18 protein-coding genes and 1 pseudogene are annotated in these 20993 nt (G+C 49.3%); 2 read left to right on the top strand and 17 right to left on the bottom strand.

Going from position 1 to position 20993, the window contains the following annotated elements; translation table 11 throughout:
- Window positions 1-108: 108 nt before the first annotated feature.
- The 6 genes and pseudogenes from QNH46_RS10210 to QNH46_RS24685 all read right to left on the bottom strand — a co-directional run.
- Window positions 109-804, bottom strand: coding sequence for a class I SAM-dependent methyltransferase (locus QNH46_RS10210; protein WP_283927999.1), 696 nt, complete (start codon window positions 802-804; stop codon window positions 109-111).
- 31 nt (window positions 805-835) lie between these two features.
- Entirely contained in the window at window positions 836-1594 is a 759-nt protein-coding gene (locus QNH46_RS10205; protein ID WP_283927998.1) for a class I SAM-dependent methyltransferase, read from the bottom strand.
- A gap of 155 nt (window positions 1595-1749) precedes the next feature.
- Entirely contained in the window at window positions 1750-2340 is a 591-nt protein-coding gene (locus tag QNH46_RS10200) for an FtsW/RodA/SpoVE family cell cycle protein (protein ID WP_283927997.1), read from the bottom strand.
- Window positions 2341-2541: 201 nt separating this feature from the next.
- Complete coding sequence (locus QNH46_RS10195; protein WP_283927996.1) at window positions 2542-2739, bottom strand: hypothetical protein; 198 nt, start codon at window positions 2737-2739, stop codon at window positions 2542-2544.
- A gap of 4 nt (window positions 2740-2743) precedes the next feature.
- On the bottom strand, window positions 2744-3343 hold the full coding sequence (locus QNH46_RS10190; protein ID WP_283927995.1) for an LCP family protein: 600 nt from the start codon (window positions 3341-3343) through the stop codon (window positions 2744-2746).
- Window positions 3304-3531 (bottom strand): annotated as a pseudogene (locus tag QNH46_RS24685) (hypothetical protein); the annotation flags it as partial. The pseudogene QNH46_RS24685 and the gene QNH46_RS10190, both read right to left, overlap by 40 nt.
- Window positions 3532-4078: 547 nt before the next feature.
- On the opposite strand from QNH46_RS24685, the gene QNH46_RS10185 reads away from it, so the two are divergent.
- Entirely contained in the window at window positions 4079-5317 is a 1239-nt protein-coding gene (locus QNH46_RS10185; protein WP_283927994.1) for an RICIN domain-containing protein, read from the top strand.
- Window positions 5318-5469: 152 nt separating this feature from the next.
- On the opposite strand, the gene QNH46_RS10180 is transcribed toward QNH46_RS10185, so the two are convergent.
- A complete protein-coding gene (locus tag QNH46_RS10180; RefSeq protein WP_283928400.1) occupies window positions 5470-5916 on the bottom strand; it encodes a GNAT family N-acetyltransferase in 447 nt (148 codons plus the stop codon).
- Between the two features lie 189 nt (window positions 5917-6105).
- Window positions 6106-6264, bottom strand: coding sequence for a hypothetical protein (locus QNH46_RS10175; protein ID WP_283927993.1), 159 nt, complete (start codon window positions 6262-6264; stop codon window positions 6106-6108).
- Between the two features lie 372 nt (window positions 6265-6636).
- On the opposite strand from QNH46_RS10175, the gene QNH46_RS10170 reads away from it, so the two are divergent.
- Window positions 6637-11601, top strand: coding sequence for a rhamnogalacturonan lyase family protein (locus QNH46_RS10170; RefSeq protein WP_283927992.1), 4965 nt, complete (start codon window positions 6637-6639; stop codon window positions 11599-11601).
- Between the two features lie 81 nt (window positions 11602-11682).
- Here QNH46_RS10170 and QNH46_RS10165 read toward each other — a convergent pair whose 3' ends face one another.
- From QNH46_RS10165 to QNH46_RS10125, 9 genes are all read right to left on the bottom strand, one after another.
- Window positions 11683-12474, bottom strand: a complete 792-nt coding sequence (locus tag QNH46_RS10165) for a lipid II flippase Amj family protein (protein WP_283927991.1) — start codon at window positions 12472-12474, stop codon at window positions 11683-11685.
- Window positions 12475-13204: 730 nt separating this feature from the next.
- The gene (locus QNH46_RS10160; protein ID WP_283927990.1) at window positions 13205-13996 is read right to left on the bottom strand and encodes a hypothetical protein; all 792 of its coding nucleotides are present in this window, start codon (window positions 13994-13996) and stop codon (window positions 13205-13207) included.
- Window positions 13997-14015: 19 nt separating this feature from the next.
- Window positions 14016-14558 (bottom strand): cysteine hydrolase family protein, encoded by a 543-nt coding sequence (locus QNH46_RS10155; protein ID WP_283927989.1) that lies wholly within the window; start codon window positions 14556-14558, stop codon window positions 14016-14018.
- A gap of 23 nt (window positions 14559-14581) precedes the next feature.
- Window positions 14582-15010: a GNAT family N-acetyltransferase gene (locus QNH46_RS10150; RefSeq protein ID WP_283927988.1), complete on the bottom strand. Its 429-nt coding sequence runs from the start codon at window positions 15008-15010 to the stop codon at window positions 14582-14584.
- Window positions 15011-15050: 40 nt separating this feature from the next.
- A complete protein-coding gene (locus QNH46_RS10145) occupies window positions 15051-15443 on the bottom strand; it encodes a hypothetical protein (RefSeq protein WP_283927987.1) in 393 nt (130 codons plus the stop codon).
- A 510-nt stretch (window positions 15444-15953) separates the two neighbouring features.
- The gene (locus QNH46_RS10140) at window positions 15954-16490 is read right to left on the bottom strand and encodes a DNA topology modulation protein (RefSeq protein WP_283927986.1); all 537 of its coding nucleotides are present in this window, start codon (window positions 16488-16490) and stop codon (window positions 15954-15956) included.
- Window positions 16491-16730: 240 nt separating this feature from the next.
- Window positions 16731-17276: a GrpB family protein gene (locus QNH46_RS10135; RefSeq protein ID WP_283927985.1), complete on the bottom strand. Its 546-nt coding sequence runs from the start codon at window positions 17274-17276 to the stop codon at window positions 16731-16733.
- 155 nt (window positions 17277-17431) lie between these two features.
- A complete protein-coding gene (locus tag QNH46_RS10130) occupies window positions 17432-19630 on the bottom strand; it encodes a DEAD/DEAH box helicase (RefSeq protein WP_283927984.1) in 2199 nt (732 codons plus the stop codon).
- Window positions 19627-20967 (bottom strand): ATP-binding protein, encoded by a 1341-nt coding sequence (locus QNH46_RS10125; RefSeq protein ID WP_283927983.1) that lies wholly within the window; start codon window positions 20965-20967, stop codon window positions 19627-19629. Before QNH46_RS10125 ends, QNH46_RS10130 begins: the two co-directional genes overlap by 4 nt.
- Window positions 20968-20993 lie beyond the last annotated feature (26 nt).

The following is a 20993-nucleotide window of genomic DNA, read 5'->3' as shown; positions in this document are numbered from 1 at the left end:
CCATACCTTGAAATCGGGTAAATGTTATTGGTACGAAAAAAATATCCACTCACCTCAAGGTAAATGGATAAGGATATTTACTAGTATGTTTGGCCCAAATACAGGATTTCAGCTACCCAACTGCTTCCACCATACTCCGGCGCATTCCGGCAGGGTTGACCAGCCATTGTTCCTGATCCGCGCGGCCAGCTCCTCGCCAAAGAAAAATTCAGTGTGTTCGATCGCCTCTTCCACGGACGCGAACTTATAGTCCGCCCTGATCCATTGATGCTGGAACCCGTACTTCTTCTCCAGCAGGGAGTAGTAGGAAGTCAGGAATTCCGGCGGGGCGGGCGTTTCCGTTCCTGTGCCCATCGTTTCAAATATAATGATTGTCCCGGAGGGTCTAAGAACGCGCTGCAGTTCTGCAATAATCCTTTCCAAATGCTCCTCCCATTCCGGATGATTCGAGCTCGCAAGGTAACAAATGCTCCAGCCCGCCACCACGAGGTCTCTGGAGGAGTCGGGCACAGGCAGCGATCTGTGATCCGCCTCTAGAGTAATCCAATTGCGGACGTAATTCTGCTCAGTTAATTTGCGGTCCAGAATATCGAGCATAGGCCGGGATGCGTCGGTGCATATGAGCGTTTTAGCTTCGGGGGCGAGAAATGAGGCCAGTCTTCCAGAGCCCGCTCCCAAATCAAGTACGTCCAAATTCCGGTAAGGCCTTATTTGCCGGACAATTTCAGATAGATCAGGCTGCCTGCTGATCATCGCTTCATAAGCATCGGCTTGAGATATATAAATTTGATCATGATTTGACATGGCTCTTTTTTTCACTTCCTATTTCATCATATTAAAATCTCTTTCTTGCTTCATAAGTAATCATATGATCCGCATGCTGAGGAGCAATGCCATATTCATAATTTCCGGAAATGACAATGTCGCTGAACCCCGCTTTTTCAAGCATCATGCTAAACTCATAAACGCCGTACCATCTCACAGGAAATCGCTGAAGTTCCGACTGGATCAAACGCCCATCCTGCCACTTTTCGTACTTTAAGAGCGACACCGTTCTCTGCTCGATTAAATTTAGCTCGATTCGCTTTTCTTCTAATGTAATGGTTTCTTCCTTCTCCGTTTCCCATAAACGCGTCTTCACAGTATTCATTTCAAAATCCGTCTCCAGGAAAATATCCGCAATAAATACACCTCCATCTGCCAGGTGCTCATAGCAGCATTTCAACGCAGCGACGAGATCCTCTCTCGATTCTATTAATTGTAAAGAGCCTCCTGGAATCAGAATCGCTTCATAAGCATCGTCCAGATGAAACTGCCGCATGTCGCCTTCAAACAAAGTGGGCTGTATCCCCAGCTCGGCGCATTTCTTCATGCATGATTCCAGCATATACGGCGAGTTATCTATCCCTTCTACCTTAAGACCCGACTCAAGCAATGGAATCAGAACTCGGCCTGACCCGCAGGCTACCTCTAGTATTTTCCCCGAAATTCCTTTCAATCGCTCGGCATAATATTCAATGTCGCCAAATGAATATCCCACAGGCTTGCTCAGTTCATACACCTCTGTGCATAATTCTCCATAAGAGTTCAGCATATCCTCACACCCATCTGTTATTGTGCTGTCATTATTTGTGCCTACTTTATTCCCCGCCAAAATCAAAAATAGCTTGTAACCAAAAAGCCCCAGCCCATAGACGCTCTTATCTAAGGCTGAGGCATACATCTGGCTTGAGCTTCTTCTATTATATATCAAAGCTGCTGATCAGCAAGAAGCCGATTATTCTGGCGGGATATGCTGGGTAATAAGCCCACGGCAGCCATATTTGTAAGCAGAGCAGACCCGCCGTAGCTGATAAAAGGAAGCGGCACGCCGGTCACTGGCAGAATGCCCACCACTGCCCCTGCATTAAGCGCAAATTGAGTGAAGATCATGATGACTATGCCCATGCCTGCAATCAACCCAAATAAATCCTTGCTCTTCAAAGCGATAAGGAATCTCCGAGACAGTAACCAAAAGAACAGTATGATAAACAGGGAAGAGCCGGCAAAACCAAACTCTTCGCCGATAATGGCAAATATAAAATCGGTATGCGCCTCGGGCAAACATTGCAGCTTTTGAACGCTTCCTACCAGCCCGGTACCCGTCAATCCGCCATGCCCTAAAGCCATAGACGACTGCAAGACTTGATATCCCGTATTCGATGGATCGGCAAGCGGGTTTAAAAATGACGTAAGCCGCTGAATGCGATAACTTTTGCTTATGGCCATAAAGGTCAAAAACGGTAAAGCGCCTAACCCAAGCAGCAAAATATGGCGCAGATTGGCTCCTCCGACGATCATGCAAGACAGCGTAATGATGCAAATAAGCCTTGCCTGTATATGTAAAACATAGCCTCCTGATGCTTATAAACAGCCAATGTGGAGCTGGCGCTAAAGACCATAGCGAGCCCGAAGCCCACGAGCAAAATCGTTAGAATAAGCAGAATAAAAATCCGATCTGCCTCTTGGTTTAATGTTACTCAAAGCGATATCCCCTCGTCCTTATTGATCATGCTGTTCAGCCGCTGCCGAACTGGAGGATAAGAGCTCCGCGACATATTTCTGCAGACGGTTTTGGTCTACGGTTATGACGGACGCGCCTTTGATCTTCTCTTCCCGCAGCATGTCCAGCGGCGGCAGTTGACTGGAGTGGATGGAGTCCTGATTGATCTTATAACATAATCCGGCCAGCTTCAGCATCGTCCTAGAATTTCGTCTGCACGTAAGGAGCGATTTGATTTAAAATCTGCGGCAGATTCACGAGGGTCGTGACATTTTGCATTTTCTTGACGACGGCCTTCAAGAACTCACGCTGGCGCTCTGTCCGCGCATAGTCTGAAAGAGCGTCTTTACGGAACCTCACATATTGCAGCGCCTTGTTCCCGTCAAGATGCTGCATCCCTTCCTTCAAATCGATCTGGTAATGCGATTTATCCGCCGTATCGGTATACTTCATATCTTTTTCAACATAGAAGTCTACCCCTCCGATCGCATCGATCAGTTGAATGAAGCTTTCAAACTCCACAAAGACGTAATACTGAATCGGAATGCCCAGCAAATCTCCCACGGCCTGACTAGCCAGCTCCGGCCCTTCTTTCCCACCAAAAGCAAGCGCGGTGTTGATGCGATTTTTCCCGTGGCCGGGAATCTCGACATACGTATCCCGCAAAATCGAGAACAAATGCACCGTCTTCGAGACAGGATCATCGAAGCGACCATGATCGTATCCGAACGCCCGGGATCCTCGTCCAATCTCCCGTCCCCGCCGAGCAGCAATATGTTCAATCGCTCTTTCCCTTCCCATACCGGTAGGACATATCCGTCAGGCTGCTGTTCATGCCCGCCCGTCTGTTCATTCTTCTTCTGAATTTGTTGTCCAAAATGAACGAAAGAATACCCGTAATAGCTTATTCCTAGCAGTAATACAATCGCCAGAAGGAGGCCCAGCACCCATACCCATCTTCTTCTCCGAGACTTGCCTGTGTCACTCATTCCTATAAATCCTCCAAACTTAACATACCTGTAAACGCATCTTATTTTATCCTGAAGATAAACAGAAAGGGTTATGAATAAATTAAGATTGACTCTAGACGGCTAAGGCAGGCATAGCGCTAATGCAATATTTCTAACGGACTAGAGATTCGTTATTTACCTGTTTTAAACGAAATCAGCGCGCTAACGGACACACTGGAAGCTATTTGGTTAAAATCATCATTGAACCCATCGATGATAGGCGAAAAGGGGCCGCTGTGTCCGTTAGGTTCAGAAAAAGCGGCTTTTTTGCAAAATAGCGGAGCCAGGGTCCGTAAGAACGCGCAAACCATTTGGCCTCGACTCTACTGAACCTTATTTTCTCATATTATACATATTCGTCCTTAATGTAGAGATTTTAGTTGTATTTACTACCAATTCACCAGTATAATGGAAAGTAATGATAGCGTTATCATTTAGTAAATCGAAACCGGTTCAGTAATATTGCACGCAAGCGCAGCGTGTAAGCAATCCTGCAAGACTAACTTCTATAAAGGAGCGAAAAATCATGTTGAAACGCGGGAAATTATTATATCTCTTTCTGCTGCTTACTCTTCTGATTTCTTTCGTGCCCACCGGAAATACTAGCGCTGCACCCAACTGGAATCTAGTATGGAGTGACGAATTTGACGGCAATTCCCTGAACTCCGCCAACTGGACGGCCGAAATCGGCACCGGCAGCGGGGGCTGGGGCAACAATGAACTGCAGTACTATACGAACCGCCCGCAGAACCTTCAGGTGACGGGAGGAAATCTTGTCATTACTGCTCAGAGGGAATCCTACGGCGGCATGAATTATACCTCTGCCCGGATCAAAACCCAAGGCCTGAAGAACTTTACCTACGGTAAAGTCGAGGCCAGAATCAAGCTTCCTTCCGGACAAGGGCTGTGGCCAGCATTCTGGATGCTTGGCTCCAACATTACGACGGTCGGCTGGCCTGCAAGCGGTGAAATCGATATTATGGAACGGGTCAACAACAACTCCTTCGTGAACGGGACCGTGCATTGGGATGCAAATGGCCATGCGGAATACGGGCGCACGTCGGGAAATTTGGACTTCTCCCAATTCCATACGTACAGCATTGAATGGGATCCGAACTACATTCGCTGGTTTGTGGACGGCGTCCAATTTAACGAGTTCTATATTGCCAACGGCACCGGCAATACGGAGGAATTCCAGAAGCCGTTCTTCATCCTGCTGAATATGGCCGTCGGCGGCAACTGGCCGGGAAGCCCTAATGCTTCAACGCCATTCCCGGCACAAATGCTGGTCGATTATGTACGTGTATATCAAGCTGCAAGTGTGCCAAACATCGTTAGCGGCGGCGTGTATACGCTGACCTCCAAAGCTAGCGGCAAGGTGCTGGATGTCGTGGACGTCTCCACAGCGGATGGCGCCAAAATGCAGCAATGGACCAATTACAGCGCGAGCAATCAGCGCTTCAAAGTAGAAAGCACGGGAGATGGGTATTATAAGCTGACCGCCATGCATAGCGGCAAAGTGCTGGACGTGCCAAGCTCCAGTACCGCGAGCGGCGTGCAGCTGCAGCAGTGGACCGACAACGGAACCAATGCCCAGCGCTGGATGCTGGTTGATGCCGGCGGAGGATACTATAAGCTGGTATCAAAAGCTAGCGGCCTCGTCATGGATGTGACCAGCGCATCGACGGCCGACGGCGCGGCGGTTCAGCAGTGGACCGATAACGGCACGGATGCCCAGAAATGGCTGTTTACGAAAGTGAATTAACCGGCGGCTGAGCGGCCGCTGTATACACCAGAAACCCTTTAGTCATCTGACCAAAGGGTTTCTCTTTCTGCTGCTTCATTCATCGGAATATTTACTTGAACCGACCCCCAAGCTTCATCCTCGGGGCATTCTATGAAATAGCATTCGTCTTGTTACCTGCATTCCGTTCCTGGTAAATCGTAACTTAACCTGATCATGTCCCTGCACTGTATTCCGTTCTCAAAGATCGCCTCATCATAATGCCGGATAAAGAAATCACGATCCACTCCCGTAATTCTGAATCCGCATTTCTGATATAACCCCAGTTGGCTCAGGCTCGAATTTCCCGTGCCGATTTCGACCGTCCTCGCATGTTGTTCAATGGCTTCGCCGATCGCATGCAAGACGAGCTGCTTGCCGATACCCTGGCCCTGATACTCCTCACGTACGGCAATATTCACGATTTCCATTGTCCCTGGACGCGTCCATAGCAATACGAAAACGCCGATCGTTTTTAGTCTATTTGCAGCAATGTAGCATCGGCCTCTCTGCAAATATTCCTGCACATTCCGCTTAGAGGGATCGGCAAGCAGTAATAATTCGAACGGGGCATCCTCCATATTTTTGAGCAGCTGAACTGTAAACTCCACAACAAATTTCTCCTTATATGCATGCTTCTGTTTATCCTATTATTCGGAGTTCCGATGTCCAACTCCTTCCTTCGTTCATGAAAAAATGGCTACACCAACAAGGGTGCCTGCGGTTAAATAACCGTCAAGGCACCCTTCATATCCCCGATTCGAGACAAATTATTTCTTATTGTCGGCATGTTCTTGCCCAAACGCCGCTTTGGCGTCTTCGACCATTTCCTTGGCAAACTCTTCTCTATCCTTGTCTGGAACCGGCATCTTATTCAGCGAATTCCGCTGCACTTCATATTTGCTAAGGCTTTGTTTCTCCTTGCTCATTTCGCATTCTGCCCCCCTTCTTTGCTTATATAGTCCAACTGTAGGATGCGGATGAACAAGCCATTTTATGCATCGGCTAAATGCAGCCCATGTGCCAAAAAGTCTGATTTTTAAGGAAAAATAACTGTTTCGTGAACCTTTATTGTCAAATAAAAATGCTATGATCTTAAATGTAATTAGCAAATATTTCAAAAATTACGGGTGAAAGGGGGATAATTATTATTTGACAAGAAATAACTATCGTTATTTCTAATTTATTTGTAATCGCTTACACCTGCCTGGAGACTTACTATATTAAATTAGAAAGAGGGTATGGCAATTATGCAAAGCAATGTTCATAAACAACCTTTCCTTGTTTTTTTAATTATGGTTATGCACTTCAGCACTGTACTCCCCATCGGATCAATTGCGCAGGCAATGGAGCCTGAAGCCCTCAATCCCTTACCGGAGACAGTCACAAGCGCTGTCTATGCCGATCCAGTCCCCTTGCTGGCTAACGATGAGGTTCGCTTTGATTTTGGTCCCGGTGAAGTTGCAAGCGGTTACATGAAAGTCACTGCTGCTACCCCCTACTCTCAAGAACGGGGTTACGGCTTCGCCGACCCATCCCAGGTTTCCGAGCAGGATCGGGGTACATCCCACCCGCTGAAATCCGATTTCGCTATTCCTAGAGATACAGCGTTTATTGTGGATCTCCCGAGTGGCGACTACACGGTCTCACTAATCGCGGGCGATGAGAGCGGACCGACGGATATCGCCATCACAGCGGAGACGATTCAGAAGGTGCAGCCAACAGCCAAGCTGGCTGGGCAATTTTTGGAGATGGATTTTGATATCGCCTTGATTGATGGACAGTTGAGCTTGGACTTTACCGGTTCGGCCCCGAATATCAATGCACTTGTCATCCGTAAGCAGCCGGAGCGCGAGCCGGGCGAGCGGCCGGTCGTTTTTCTCGCCAGCGATTCCACGGTTCAGACCTATGACCCTTATTGGCAGCCGCAGGCAGGCTGGGGGCAAATGATCGGCCGGTATTTTACAGACGATGTCCTTATCGATAATCGCGCGATCGGCGGCCGCAGCTCAAGGTCTTTTGTATATGAGGGCAGGCTGGATGAAATATTGCGGGTCATCAAACCCGGCGATTACTTGCTTGTCCAATTCGGCCATAACGACGCAACGATTAGCCGACCGGAGCGTTATACCTCGCCCGAGGATTTCAAAACCTATCTTAAATCCTATGTTCTTGGCGCGAGACAGCGCGGGGCTACGCCTATCTTGATTACCCCTGTCGGCCGGAGGGATTTTAATGCAGCTACAGGCAAATTCAATGTCAGCTTCCCGGAATACGTGAAATCGATGAAGGAAGTTGCACATGAGCTAGATGTGGAGCTCGTCGACTTAAGTGCGTCAAGTGTTGCATACTACGACTCCATTGGTCCGGAAGCCGCGCGTTCCGTTTTCCTGCACGTTGATCCAGGCGTCTACCAGGCCTTCCCTAACGGTTCAGCAGACGACACCCACTTCCAGGAATACGGCGCAATCCAAATCGCCAGACTTGTTGCTAGCGGAATACAGCAGCTCGGATTCATGCCGCTTTCGGACTATGTGAAAGAGATCGCGCAGCCTGATCATGTGCCAGCCAAACCGCAGGGGCTGACAGCGGGCAGCATTAGCAATGCAGGTGCAGTCCTGAAATGGAACGCGGCTGAAACTGCAGAAATCTACAAGGTTTACCGCAAGCTGGCCACAGAGCCGGAATCAGCCTACAAGATGATCGGAACCTCCACCATTCCCTCTATGACGATCAGCGGCATGACAGAGGGGACTGGCTATACCGTTCGCGTTACCGCCGTAAATGGGCGAGGAGAATCCGAGCCCTCAGATGAAATTCGCATTGGAACGAAATCTGCCCAATATAAATACGATTTCGGTCCAGTTGGTGCCCCGGTGGCCGAAGGCTACACGGAGGTAACTCGCCAAACGCTGTATACGCCAGAGCTTGGTTACGGGCTCACTTCAAGCGCAGGCATGGACGATCGGGATCGCGGAAGTGCAACCGATGCCCTGCGCCGGGATTTCATCATTTATTTTGGCGGAAGCTATGAATTCAAGGTCGATGTGCCGAACGGCTCCTACTCCGTCAAAACATATACCGGAGATTGGATCGGCTCGACTAGAACCAATGTCAATATTGAAGGAAAAGATTATGGCACCGTCTCCTCCGGCAAAGAAAATATCGCCGAGAAGGTCTTCAATCAGATTGCAGTGACCGACGGGCAAATGAATCTCGTCTTCAGCGGACAAACGGCTCATCTCAACGGTCTGGAGATCACGCCTATACTGCTTGCGCCGGATTCGCTCCAGTTGGTTGAGCTGCAGCTGGCGAATGATCCGGTCACCGCCAAGCTAACCTGGCAGGCAAGCGCAACAGATACGGCTAAATACCAGGTTTACCGCCAAACCGAAGGATCTGCCCATCCCGAACTGATCGGGGAAACGACCGACACCTCATTTACCGATACAACGGCGGATGTAGGCTTGACCTATGTTTATAGCGTAACTTCAATGGACCATGGCGGATTTGAATCCGTGCCATCGGACGGAATAACTGTAACCATGATCGATCCCAGCCAGCCGCTGGCTCCGGTGCCTGCTGCACTTGCCGTTCAGGCGATCCATAAAAATGATGTGACCATCGCCTGGGATACCGTGAAAGAGGCCCGGTTCTTTAATGTCTATCGCGCAATCAGACCGGACGGCGAATACACGCTTATTGGGAAAACTAAAACAAACTCTTACACGGACCCGGCCGTGCTTACGACCATCCCTTATTACTATAAAGTCGCGTCAGTTAATGCTGGAGGTATCTCCGAGATGTCGGAAATGCTTGTGACCGAGGCGGTAACGACTTTGTACCGCGAGATGGAGTATTTGGACCGGGCTCCTGTGGCGGTAAAGACGAAGGACGGCAACTACATCGGGTGGAGAATGCTTGGACTGGATCCGGACAATATCGCATTCAACATTTATCGCGACGGCATCAAAGTAAACAAAGAGCCGATCGCAAGCAGCACGAATTTCGTGGATCTGCAGGGAAAGGAACATTCCAAATATATAATAACGACGGTCATCGGCGGTAAAGAAAAGGATGCCAGCGATGAGTTCGGCGTATGGCAGCAGCAATATCTGTCGATTCCGCTGCAAAAACCGGCTGATGCTTATACGAAGGACGGCCAGCCTTATACGTACACTGCCAACGATGCCAGCATCGGCGATCTGGATGGGGACGGCGCTTATGAAATCGTCCTGATGTGGTCGCCTTCCAATGCCAAGGATAATTCGCAGAGCGGCTATACCGGAATCGTCTATTTGGATGGATACAAGCTGGATGGAACGCAGCTGTGGCGCATTAATCTTGGTCATAACATTCGGGCCGGAGCTCATTATTCCCCGTTCCTAGTATACGACCTGGACGGAGACGGCAAAGCTGAAATCGTACTGAAGACGGCTGACGGAACGGTCGACGGCCAAGGCAAGGTCATCGGCGACACCACTAAGGATCACCGGAACAGCACGGGCTACGTACTTCTCGGCGACGAGTTCCTCACCGTATTTGACGGCGAGACCGGTGCTGAATTGTCTACCGTCCCCTATGACCCGCCGCGCGGAGATGTGGGGGCATGGGGCGACACGTACGGCAACCGGGTCGACCGCTTCCTGGCCGCTGTGGCCTATTTGGACGGAGAGCATCCGAGCGTTATTTTCAGCCGGGGCTACTATACCCGTACCGTACTGGTTGCATACAGCTTCAAGGATGGCCAGTTAACGAAGCAATGGCGTTTTGATACGAATGATAAAGGCAACGGAAGCTATGTCGGCCAAGGCAACCACAATCTGTCGGTCGGCGATGTGGACCATGACGGCAAGGATGAAATCATTTTTGGCGCCATCACGATTGATGATGATGGCCAGATTCTGTACAGCACGGAGCTTGGCCATGGCGATGCCCTGCACTTCGGAGATCTTGACCCGACCCGCCCTGGACTTGAGGTATTCGGGGTGCATGAGAGCACAGGTGCCAAGTTCGGACTGGAGATGCATGATGCAGCCACCGGTGAAATTCTCTGGGGCGCATTTACGGGCAAGGATACCGGTAGAGGCATGAGCGCCGATATCGATCCGAATTATCCAGGAGAGGAAGCATGGGCGTCGACAATTACGAATGAGGAGCATATTCCGATTACGGGGCTCTATAGCGCACGAGGCGAGTTAATTAGCGAGAAAATCCCGTCCTCCGCCAACTTTGCAATTTGGTGGGACGGCGACCTGCTGCGCGAGCTGCTCGACCACAAATGGAATACCGAAACGAAGACGGGTACAGGTACGATCGATAAATGGGATTACAAAAATAAAACGACCATGAACCTGCTGACGGCTGAAGGCACCTTATCCAACAACTACACGAAAGGAAATCCGTCGCTGCAGGCCGATCTGTTCGGCGACTGGCGGGAAGAGGTCATCTGGCGATCCGAAGATAGTACGGAGCTTCACGTCTACACCACCGTAGATCCGACGGAATACAAGCTTCGTACTTTGATGCATGATCCAGTATACCGCCTCGCGGTCGCCTGGCAGAACGCCGGCTACAACCAGCCGCCGCATCCGGGCTTCTTCCTGGGCGAAGGCATGGAGCAGCCTAAACCCCCGCTGATCACTTATGCAGGAGCGCCTAATGAACCGGAGGAGCCGATTAAAGCTTCTGGGGCTCCTGGGAAGCCGGCATTAACCGATAATAACGGATACGACACTGGCCTGCTAGACGGCGACTATACCATTATCATGAACATGTGGTGGGGTAATAATGGCAGCGAGTATAAGCTCTATGAGAACGGGCAGCTGATCGATACGCAGAAGCTGACGGACGATTCTCCCTCCGCACAGATAGCTTCTACGGAAATTACGGGGCGGCCGAACGGGACCTATACCTACACCTGCGAACTTATCAATAAATTCGGCACGACCGCCTGTGAAGCCCGAACCGTTACCGTTAAACATGCTGCCCCGGCCAAACCGGTACTGGCCGATGATAATTGGGACGGCGACGGCAGCTATCAGCTGACGATGAATTTATGGTGGGGCACGAACGCCACCGTCTATCGCCTTTACGAAAACGGCGTTCTTATGGATACCCAGACTCTCACCGCTTCTACTCCGCACGCACAATATGCGGTGACCATGATCGAAGGCAAAACCGCCGGAGAATATAAGTACCAGGTAGAACTGGAAAACAGCAGCGGCATCACGAAAAGCGATATTGTCACAGTTAAAGTTAAATAACCAATCTTATAAAAAACGGGCTGACTCGAATCAAGTTGATTCGGATCAGCCTGTTTGTCGTGGCGGTACATTACCGCTGCCCTAGATCAGCAGGATGACCTTGCATATAAAATAGGATGCTGGAAGGAGCAATGTTTGCGCAGCCAACGTCCCTAAGAAACGCGATGTCATCAGCAGCATGTATATTTTCCCCAGCTGCTCTTTATACTCTTCCTGACTAAGAGCCCGATCCGTGATCAATCCTACCTGGGGGTCTATGAATATGGTTAACAGGATCGTCGCGATTCCATTAATCAAACCGGAGGATTGCGACGCCATCGTACTTAATTCAGGAACCAGGTGAGCCGCATACAAGGAGGATAGCACGCCCACCGTATAAATTGCCGTTACAACGACGTTTAAGAATATAAATCGCTTGGAAACACCCAAATAACGAAACTCCTTTAAACGAAACGTTGGTTTAGCGATATAACGCTTTGTATTCCGCAGCTGAGCTACCGTTACACTGGCAATGAGCCGCGGCAGCGAACCCGCAAGCCCCAGCTTCGAGATCACTCTCGCCCAAATATTCACAAACGTAGGAAAGAGAACAATGGCTATAAATGTCCCGACCGAAGCAGCGATCAAGATGATTCTAAGATATTGGAGCACGTTAAATGTTGGATCCGCCCTGGCAAAATCAATAAACTTCGCAGTTAATGGCGCTTGAATCAAGTTTGCCGTTCTTGAGACCAGCACCATAATACCCGTCAAGGACAATGCAACGGCAATTTTGTTTATTTTCACTCCGGCATACCTTAAAGAATAAGACAACGTTTCCGCGGTATGAATAATCATGGTTAGAAAAAAGCTGGTTATTAAGTAATTGATCATGATTTAGTCTCCCTGATTCGCTGCTTTCCTCGCCGATCCCTTGCCGAATCAGGATCATAAGCAAAGAATAGTAAGTTACTAAAATAGGTTAGGGAAAAGCTATCTATGCAAAGGCCCCACATTCCATGCGCATGATCATAAGAATGACTAGTACTGCTATTTGCGGATTCTGATCTTGGTACTACATCCAGCGCTCAAACCCGCGGCACCTTGTGCCGTTTTTTTGTTATCTGAAGGCAGCATAGCTTGATGTTTATTTATAAATCCCCAGCAAATCATCAATACACTGTCTCTGACCTCTTTCCTGAAGTATAGCAAGGCACCGATAATTCAAAAGTGTTAATCTGACCAATCCACTCATAAAACTGTCTTTGATTCAGCCCATACTGCTTAAACTTCGCTAATTCAGGATGCAATAAATACGCCATACGACCAATGAACAACCACCATAAATACTCCCCAGATTGAAAACATATTAGGCAAGATGTTTCGCCTGTAATAGCTTTACATTGATCTCTAAAATCTGCCCCGGAAAATAAACGGATCATTTACGGCTCTAAATCAAAAAATACGGTCTCCGATTTGCAAATTTCAAGTAGCCTTGACTGCAAAAGTCCAACACTCTTCTTCGTCATGTATAATGAACATAGCATCTTCATTTTTGTTCGCTACGCTGCTGGTGCTTCCTCCTGACGAATTGATACACACCTTTTTCATTGATCATCTATTTCTAGTCAACAGTGAATCCGGCACTTCTTATAAAAAGCATTTTATCCTTGGTCCATAGCTCCTCTAGCTCGCTGGAGTACTCATAAACGGCATTCGGATGCCTTTGTTCCAAATCTTCTAGAATATTTAGCATCAGATTTCTTTTATGTTCCCCTTCAACCGCATTCCGCTCGCTATGCCCGACGGTGTCCAGTTCATGCGTCCTGCTAATTCTCATCTTCGGTAAAATCGGGTTTTTCGAATGAATCATCACGCTAAACGTTTTTGCCACCTCGGTTGGCGCGGCAGCTATTCCCGGCCCAATCAGACCTTGTTCATGTTTGGTGACTGAATTGTATGCCCATACCACATCAGCTATTTTAAGAATATTCAAGCCAAACGTAGTGATTTTTATAATCCAATTCTCCGTGATTATGACTTCTTTATATCTCTTGGTTCCTGGGTGAGATAATTCGCTGGCTATGTAATAAGAGACATCATTAAACTTGCCGTAGATTTCAGCCGCTTTATGTATTGGATGATGCTGTACCTTAAATACCCTGATTAGCAGCTTACCTGTAAGCACCAATGCTAGTCCTGAAAGCATAAGTCCTGCCAATAACAATACAACAGACCCCAAATCGAGCAATAAATAAATCCAATCGCCATCGTTCAAATATTCAAGCAATTGTAATACTGCCTTTAATCCGCCAAGAGAAATCATAGCGAGTAAGAGTGCAATAATTAAAACGGTGGAAATAAACAGGTTGCGATTCGTCCGTTTGATATGTGAAGCTAAAAAATCTTGATTCATTCTATTCCCTCACTTTTGATTAACATCCTTGATTTTTGATTCGGCCAACTGTATCTTCAATGGGTTCTACAATCCCAAACCGGCCCTGAAATATATTAAAATTGTAGAAATGATATAAATCGCTGGCTAATAAATCCCCATTATCGAAGGTTGTGTTTGTTCTCTCGGGGATCATCACTTGAAACCCGTACTCAAAAGCCGCCTTTAGAGTCGTATCTATGCAATACTCTGTTTGCATCCCTGTGATTATTAATTGCTCGATTCCTTTACGCTCCAAATACTCTTTTAAATTTGTCCCTTTAAAGGCGGAGTTGAATTTTTTGTTGATCACCTTTTCATTGGCGAGCGGACTAATCCCACTATAAATTTGCCAGCCCTCCGTATTCGGTTCCAATGCCTCACCGACAGGATCATCGTGCTGGACATAAATGACCTCTATGCTGTTTTCACGGCATGTGGAAATCAGTCTCTCTATATTGCTTATAACGACCTCAATATCAAATGGCTTGGCCTCTACTAATGCGTTTTGAACGTCCACTACTAAAAGTGCTGCATTTTTCATATGAGATATTCCCTCCCATTAAGTTAGATATTTTTCTGAAAAACAACTTCGTCTTTTTTGATGTAATGTGAGTTGGTGTAGGTCTGCATCGCAGCCTCATTGCGCAGTCCTGTATGAACTTTGATTGTTCTCACTCCCCGCCGTTTCAACTCTGCTTCAATCTCGTGAATGAGTTCAGCGGCTAATCCTTGTCTCCTTGCTCCTTCCCGGACATATAGCTCTGTGATTTCTCCTGCAAGTTCACAATAGCAAAATGATTGATAGGATTGACCACAAGCAAATCCAACAGGTTCATCATTGAGGATCGCGATAACTACAACTTCACCCGAATCAACCAAACATTGTTTGATATCGGAATGAGATGCTTCAACGCCATTAAATTCACGATTAAGTTGAGCCAGAGCCTGCGCATCATCAACCACAGCCAAACGAACATACTTGTTCTGCTTCATGAAGCACCTGCCTTCAATATTATTAGGGATTCGTTCCTGATTAAAGTCTTGGGTAAAAACCGATTACCTTCATCGTTTTGGGGGCGATGATAGGCACAATAGGAGCTAAAAGCCCATCTTGTTCTGTATTAAATGTGACTGCGATGAATATGGAATCCGTTTTCTCGATCTGCTCCAGCCGCTTCTTCTGTTCATCCGTAATGGGTATGATCCTTTTATCTCTAGATTCGATGAGCTCCACTCTAGCTTCTTCCCATTTTATCGTAATAGTATCGTATTGATTTTTCTCCACGCTCTTCCAGGCGATTTTCCTAATCTCATGCAAATTCAGGCTGGAAACTCCGTTTGACCTGCAGATTAGAAACAGCGAAATACCGAGGAATAACACAACGATCAAACCGACGGCTATTACTCCGATACGTATTTTTCTCATTGCAGCCGTCCTTATTCGAACTATTGTCATAAAGCACGATTACAACTATAAATCCAAGCTATAAATTCTTATATGCTCCCCATCCGCCTGAGGGTAAGTTCTTTGAACGTCAAGCCGAATCTCTCATAATATCCGTCGAGTACCTGCTGAATCATTGCTTTTCATATAAATTGGCACTCCATCCCACTCCATCGATTCTGCGAATACGATATTTTCTATTAACTGCGAATCTATGTATGTACCCGGATTCTAAATTATCAAGCTCCTGCCAAATGAACGGGTCTGACCAGGTCAAAATATAAGTTCCGACAATTTCATTGTTCCATTCGGCCAGATATACGTCCGATCCATCATTCATAAATTCCAAAACTTGCTCCAAATTAAAATATTCCGGCCTCCATTTGGTAGATCCCTTTGGAATTGAGCCATCTAGCCGAATTCTGCCATAAGTCCAAAATAATTGGCGCCTCTTCGCGTTGCGCAGGTCTGATAAGCAGCTGAGTCCTAAGATCATCGCCCAGCACAAGCATTCACCCTTTCCAACTCCATTTCGGCCAAATATTCCTTTACTTCTTTGGTTGTTCTAAAAATGATAACCTGCTTTTGTTCTTTTACTTGATCAAGCGTTTCTAATATTTTGCCCCTGCTTCTTGACCTGAAGTTCCAAATCCACCGCAAAAATTCTAAATCGATCTTCTCTTTACAGCCTGCTGCCATATCCTCTCTTGCTCGCCCGTGATTGAGAATTCTGCGTTTAATTACCCGATAGATGCACAATAAACGCGGAAAATCGAAAAAAAATACAACGTCCGCATCGATAAGCCTCTTATCTAAAGTTCTAGAGTAATTTCCATCCATAATGTAACAATCATGGTTCAATAATTCTTCGATCGTCTGATCCCATTCTTCTTCAGTTGCAGCGATCCAGCCTGCCTTCCAATAGAACGAGTCAAGATGAATCACCGACAGTCCAGTGAGATGTCCTAAACGTGTTGAAAAGGTAGATTTCCCAGAGCCGGGACATCCCAATACAAGCACTTTCTTCATCAAAGGTGCCTCCCCCGTGTAAAAAATAAAAGCCGCAGCAGCTAGCCCTTATCTTAAGCTGGAGCGATATTTGCCGGAGCTGACTTCCATAATTATACATCTTCAAATCGATTGGCGTAAGACATTGGGTGCATTAATATTAGGCCGAAGGCTGGCCAAAACCGAGCTCGCGTTTGTTCCCTCTTAAATAGCGGTGTCTCTCCTAAGTTTATAAGAAATGCTAGTTTCCCCAGCCTATTCTTATAAATCAGATGGTCCAGGGCTCCAGCCATTCCGCTGTGACCAAGCATGCGCTTTGTGCAGTATGCTCCATATCATGGGCCCTTTGCCTTCGACATACTTGGCACGTTCTTGCTTGTACAGCTCCATGAGTCGGTGTTTTTCATGCGCATATCTCACGCAATCCTCCTTGTGTTCTCTTAAATAGTCTCTGAAAAGTAAAGTCATTTGCTCGGCGAAGCTTCCGGTCTGCCTGACGTGGACATGTGTCCTTCTACTCCCGGGTAACTCACGAAAATATCTCTTGGTCTTATCCGGATTGTCTTCTCTAAAAATAAAACCAACATCCTCAATATGCTTCTTATAGGAAAATACGTCATCGATATTTGAAACGGAAATTTGGATATCGATGATCGGCTTTGCATCTAATCCGGCAACTGAGGTTGAGCCTACATGATCGACCCGAAGCGCCAGCTCACCTAACGCTTCTCTTAACTTCATTCCTGTCGCCAGAAATAAGCTTCTCCATTCAGGATCATAAGCAGCAATTCTCCACTGCTCCTCCATGTTATACGCTCCTTTCCATAACGCATAGGCTGCCAAAATTAAATTTGTGCTGCTCTAAATATATGTGCCCCATACAGCAAAACACCCCAGTCCTAGATCGCTGTTGTCTTAGGCTGGGGTGTGGGATGTCTGAGCTTCTTATTGGTTGTTGCTGTTTAGTTCGATTCATGAGCAGCCAATGCTGCGGCCAGTCCTTGCACATCCAGTCCGTCTACGGCAAAAGCACGCCGCACCAGTTCAGGAGGCACGAATTCGTCGTACTTGCCCAGGTATGGCGCTTCGGCGGCATCCAGCAAAACTTCCGCATCCCTGACGGCGGATAGTTCCGATTGTATGCCTGCCAGCAGCTCCTCGGCAGTCGTTCTTCCCGAAACGACCATATAATACGGCTCCATCGGGACAACTTGACGCAATCCCATCGGCTCGGCAAGATTATGCTTCAGTAGTCGCTCCAAGGTACGGAATTGCTTGCTTCCAGCCCACGGCAAAATAAACAGCGAGTCGCCGCCAGCCGGAATAACCGGACTGCGCAGCAGCCCGCTTTCCCGGGCCAGTCTGCGGGCCCGCTCCAATCGGTTGGCTGCACCGGGAGCCAGGTATGGGTACAGCGTCTGTTCCTGCAGGATCTGACGCATTTTGTGCATCACCCGCGTATGGACGTCGCCGCCGGCTCCAAGCCAGAGCGTATCCACCTTGCCTCTGGAGGATTTGACATAAACAGCTTTGTGCTTGCTGTCGACTTCCTCCACCTTCCACAGCTTGCCGGCCAGTGAGAAGCAATAGCCTGGCGGCGGCACGGTCGTGATGCTGCCGATCTCCTCAGAGCCGTTATAAACCGCATGCTCTTCGTCATCCTTGAATACCGCATAGAAGCGGAAGTTGTTTACGATCTTCTCACCGCCAAGCCCGATGATTAAGGCGCCTTCCTCTGTCTGCTGAATATGATCTGTCTGCAGTAAATACCGCAGCAGCTGCTTGAACTCCTCCGGCTCTACGTCGCGAAAAGCAGGCAGGGTCAGCACGGCCTGCGCCAGCTCGGCGGGCTTTGCCTCGCCGATGCTTTTGAGCGTGCTCATCGTCTGATGATAGAGCACGCCAACGGGCTTGCGCCGCAAATCCAGCGGCTCTACCCAGCGCTCGCGGACGTACAGCTCAATGACAGCGATCGCCCGCAGGAGCGTCCACGGCATTCGGGCAGGCAGCTGTGCCTCTTCATCTTCTTCCTCCGCACAGAGGAACATCATCTCTGACGCCTGGTCGCCCCGGCGGCCAGAACGACCCAGCCGCTGCACGAAGCTGGAGCAGCTGTACGGTGCGCCGAGTTGAATGACACGCTCCAGCTCGCCAAGGTCAATGCCGAGCTCCAGCGTCACCGTCGCTGCCGCCACCGCCGGCCCCGGGCCGGATCGGAGCGCTGCCTCGGTCTCCTCGCGCAGCATCGCCGATATGCTCCCGTGGTGTACGTGGAATACGTCGCGATCCTCCCGCTTCGCGGCGATCCGCCGCAGTTCCAGCGTAGTCAGCTCGGCGTCGGAGCGGCTGTTGGTGAAGACGAGTGCTTTTTTCCGATGCGTGTGATCATAAATGAAGTTGTAATAGTTTTGCTTCGCTAGCTCCAAATGCTCGGCCTCCCGCTCATCACGGGCATCCGGGAACGAGAAGTTCTCCACCGACAGCTTCAGCTTCCGTCCGCCTTGGGGAGATACGACCTCCACGGGCTGCAAGGTTCCGGCTCCAAGCCAGCGGGCTGCGGCCTCGTAATCGCTCAGCGTGGCGGACAGGCCGATTCGCCGCGGCGAACAGGAGGCCATGCGCTCCAGCCGGGTTAGCTGGCTCAGCACCTGGATGCCCCGGTCCGCCCCCATGAACGCATGAACCTCATCAATCATAATGTACCGCAAATCATGGAACAAAGCCGGAATCGCATTCGGCCTGTTCATGAGCAGCCCCTCCAGGGACTCCGGCGTAATTTGCAGGACACCGGAAGGCCGCTGCATCAGCTTGGTTTTCTCCGCCTGGGAGATATCGCCGTGCCAGTGCCATACCGGTACCTCCCCCTCCCGCAGCAGCTCGGTTACGCGCTCGAATTGATCGTTGATCAGCGCCTTGAGCGGCCCGATATAAAGTATGCCGACGGACCCGGAAGGCCGATGATACAGCTCTGTCAACGCCGGAAAAAAAGCCGCCTCCGTCTTGCCCGACGCTGTGCCGGAAGCGATCAGCAAATGATGGCTCGTATCGAGCAGCACACGGCAGGCCTCGACCTGAGCCTCTCGGAGGCTGTCCCATTGCTTCCGGTAAATATATTCCTGGATAAACGGCGCCAGCCGGGAAAAAGAACTAGATCCGCTCATAACTCAAACTCCGCCAGGAAATCATCCAGTTCATCCTTCGCTCCGTCCTTGCGGTCACCCGTGCTCGCTGCATGCTCCCGTTCCCGCTCGCCCAGCAGCTCCGCGAACGAAAGCTCCTTATGCTGGTGCAGCATATGCAGCACATCCATGAAATCCCGGACCACCTCGCGGGTCGTCAGCAGCTCTTCGGCGCCAAGCCGGTTCACCGCCGCCTGCATGAAAGCGATCAGCTGTTCATCCGCTAGCTGAGACTCGTAGCCGAAATGCATAGCATGGATATCCCGCAGCTTCTGCAGCAAAACGAGGATTTCCTCGTGGGACAGCATGTCCAGCTTCAGAATCGGCGAAGTGTATGTCCGGCGCGAACTGCTGCTGTAACGGCCATCCATCAGCCGGGAACGCAGGGCGTCATAGCTGAACAGCCCTCTGCGTTCATCCTCGACGAACTGAGGTGTCCCGCCAAGGTAAATTCCCAGGTACTGGGCTTTCCCCTGCATCGTGTCGTTGAACATCGTCAGCAGCTTCTCGTAGTTGCTCTGGCGGGATATGCTATTAGTGATTTTGTACAAATTGACGCCTTCATCCATAAACAGCAGCAGCCCTTTATACCCGATGCGCACTGCAAATTCCGCCCACAGCTTCATGTAGTCGTACCAATTGTCATCGTCGATGATGACGCCGACGCCGAGCTCTTTGCGCGCCTCCGTCCGGGTTGGGTACTCCCCGCGCAGCCAGCGCAGCGCCGCCGCTTTCTGGTCGTCATCCCCCAGCTTGCAGCCGTTCCAATAGGCAGCCAGCACCTTGGCGAAATCAAAGCCGTGCACCAGATTCTGCATCTCATTGCATACCGCATAAATCCGAAGCTCTACCGCTTCATGCAGCGCCGGATCGCCGGGCCGCAGGCCAGCTGCCTGCATTTGCTCCTGCTGTAGTGAAGCGATCCATTTTTGCAGCATCGGCTCCAAGGCACCGCCATCCGGTCTCGTTCGAGTGGACATGTTCATCATAAGCTCACGGTAGGTAGCAAGCCCTTGTCCTTTGGTGCCGACGAGCCGCCGCTCCGGCGATAAGTCTCCGTCCGCCACCACAAACTCCCGGTCCATCGCATAGTTGCGGATCATTTGCAGCAGGAAGCTTTTGCCGCTTCCATATCGTCCCGTAATCAGGCGAAATGCTGCCCCTCCCTCCGCGATATTGTCCATATCCTGCAGGATCGAAGCCACTTCGGCCTTTCTCCCGACGGCGATATGCTCCAGCCCGACCCGCGGCACGACCCCTGCCGTCAGGGAGTTCACCAGCGCCGTGGTCAGGCGTTTTGGTATTTGTATCTGTTTCATCGGTGTCACCTCGTTTTATGAACATG

It is taken from the genome of Paenibacillus woosongensis (assembly GCF_030122845.1).
GTDB lineage: Bacteria > Bacillota > Bacilli > Paenibacillales > Paenibacillaceae > Fontibacillus > Fontibacillus woosongensis_A.
Note: the sequence above shows the minus strand (reverse complement) of the source record. Positions and strands in the feature narration are given on the sequence as shown.

Coding starts and splice junctions, on each gene's coding strand:
- QNH46_RS10140 (WP_283927986.1), bottom strand. CDS start 16,490: ATGAAGAAAGTGCTTGTATTGGGATGTCCCGGCTCTGGGAAATCTACC.
- QNH46_RS10200 (WP_283927997.1), bottom strand. CDS start 2,340: ATGATCGTCGGAGGAGCCAATCTGCGCCATATTTTGCTGCTTGGGTTA.
- QNH46_RS10190 (WP_283927995.1), bottom strand. CDS start 3,343: ATGGGAAGGGAAAGAGCGATTGAACATATTGCTGCTCGGCGGGGACGG.
- QNH46_RS10195 (WP_283927996.1), bottom strand. CDS start 2,739: ATGCTGAAGCTGGCCGGATTATGTTATAAGATCAATCAGGACTCCATC.
- QNH46_RS10135 (WP_283927985.1), bottom strand. CDS start 17,276: ATGGAGGAGCAGTGGAGAATTGCTGCTTATGATCCTGAATGGAGAAGC.
- QNH46_RS10125 (WP_283927983.1), bottom strand. CDS start 20,967: ATGAAACAGATACAAATACCAAAACGCCTGACCACGGCGCTGGTGAAC.
- QNH46_RS10150 (WP_283927988.1), bottom strand. CDS start 15,010: ATGAAGCAGAACAAGTATGTTCGTTTGGCTGTGGTTGATGATGCGCAG.
- QNH46_RS10130 (WP_283927984.1), bottom strand. CDS start 19,630: ATGAGCGGATCTAGTTCTTTTTCCCGGCTGGCGCCGTTTATCCAGGAA.
- QNH46_RS10205 (WP_283927998.1), bottom strand. CDS start 1,594: ATGCTGAACTCTTATGGAGAATTATGCACAGAGGTGTATGAACTGAGC.
- QNH46_RS10145 (WP_283927987.1), bottom strand. CDS start 15,443: ATGAGAAAAATACGTATCGGAGTAATAGCCGTCGGTTTGATCGTTGTG.
- QNH46_RS10175 (WP_283927993.1), bottom strand. CDS start 6,264: ATGAGCAAGGAGAAACAAAGCCTTAGCAAATATGAAGTGCAGCGGAAT.
- QNH46_RS10180 (WP_283928400.1), bottom strand. CDS start 5,916: ATGGAGGATGCCCCGTTCGAATTATTACTGCTTGCCGATCCCTCTAAG.
- QNH46_RS10185 (WP_283927994.1), top strand. CDS start 4,079: ATGTTGAAACGCGGGAAATTATTATATCTCTTTCTGCTGCTTACTCTT.
- QNH46_RS10155 (WP_283927989.1), bottom strand. CDS start 14,558: ATGAAAAATGCAGCACTTTTAGTAGTGGACGTTCAAAACGCATTAGTA.
- QNH46_RS10210 (WP_283927999.1), bottom strand. CDS start 804: ATGTCAAATCATGATCAAATTTATATATCTCAAGCCGATGCTTATGAA.
- QNH46_RS10160 (WP_283927990.1), bottom strand. CDS start 13,996: ATGAATCAAGATTTTTTAGCTTCACATATCAAACGGACGAATCGCAAC.
- QNH46_RS10165 (WP_283927991.1), bottom strand. CDS start 12,474: ATGATCAATTACTTAATAACCAGCTTTTTTCTAACCATGATTATTCAT.
- QNH46_RS10170 (WP_283927992.1), top strand. CDS start 6,637: ATGCACTTCAGCACTGTACTCCCCATCGGATCAATTGCGCAGGCAATG.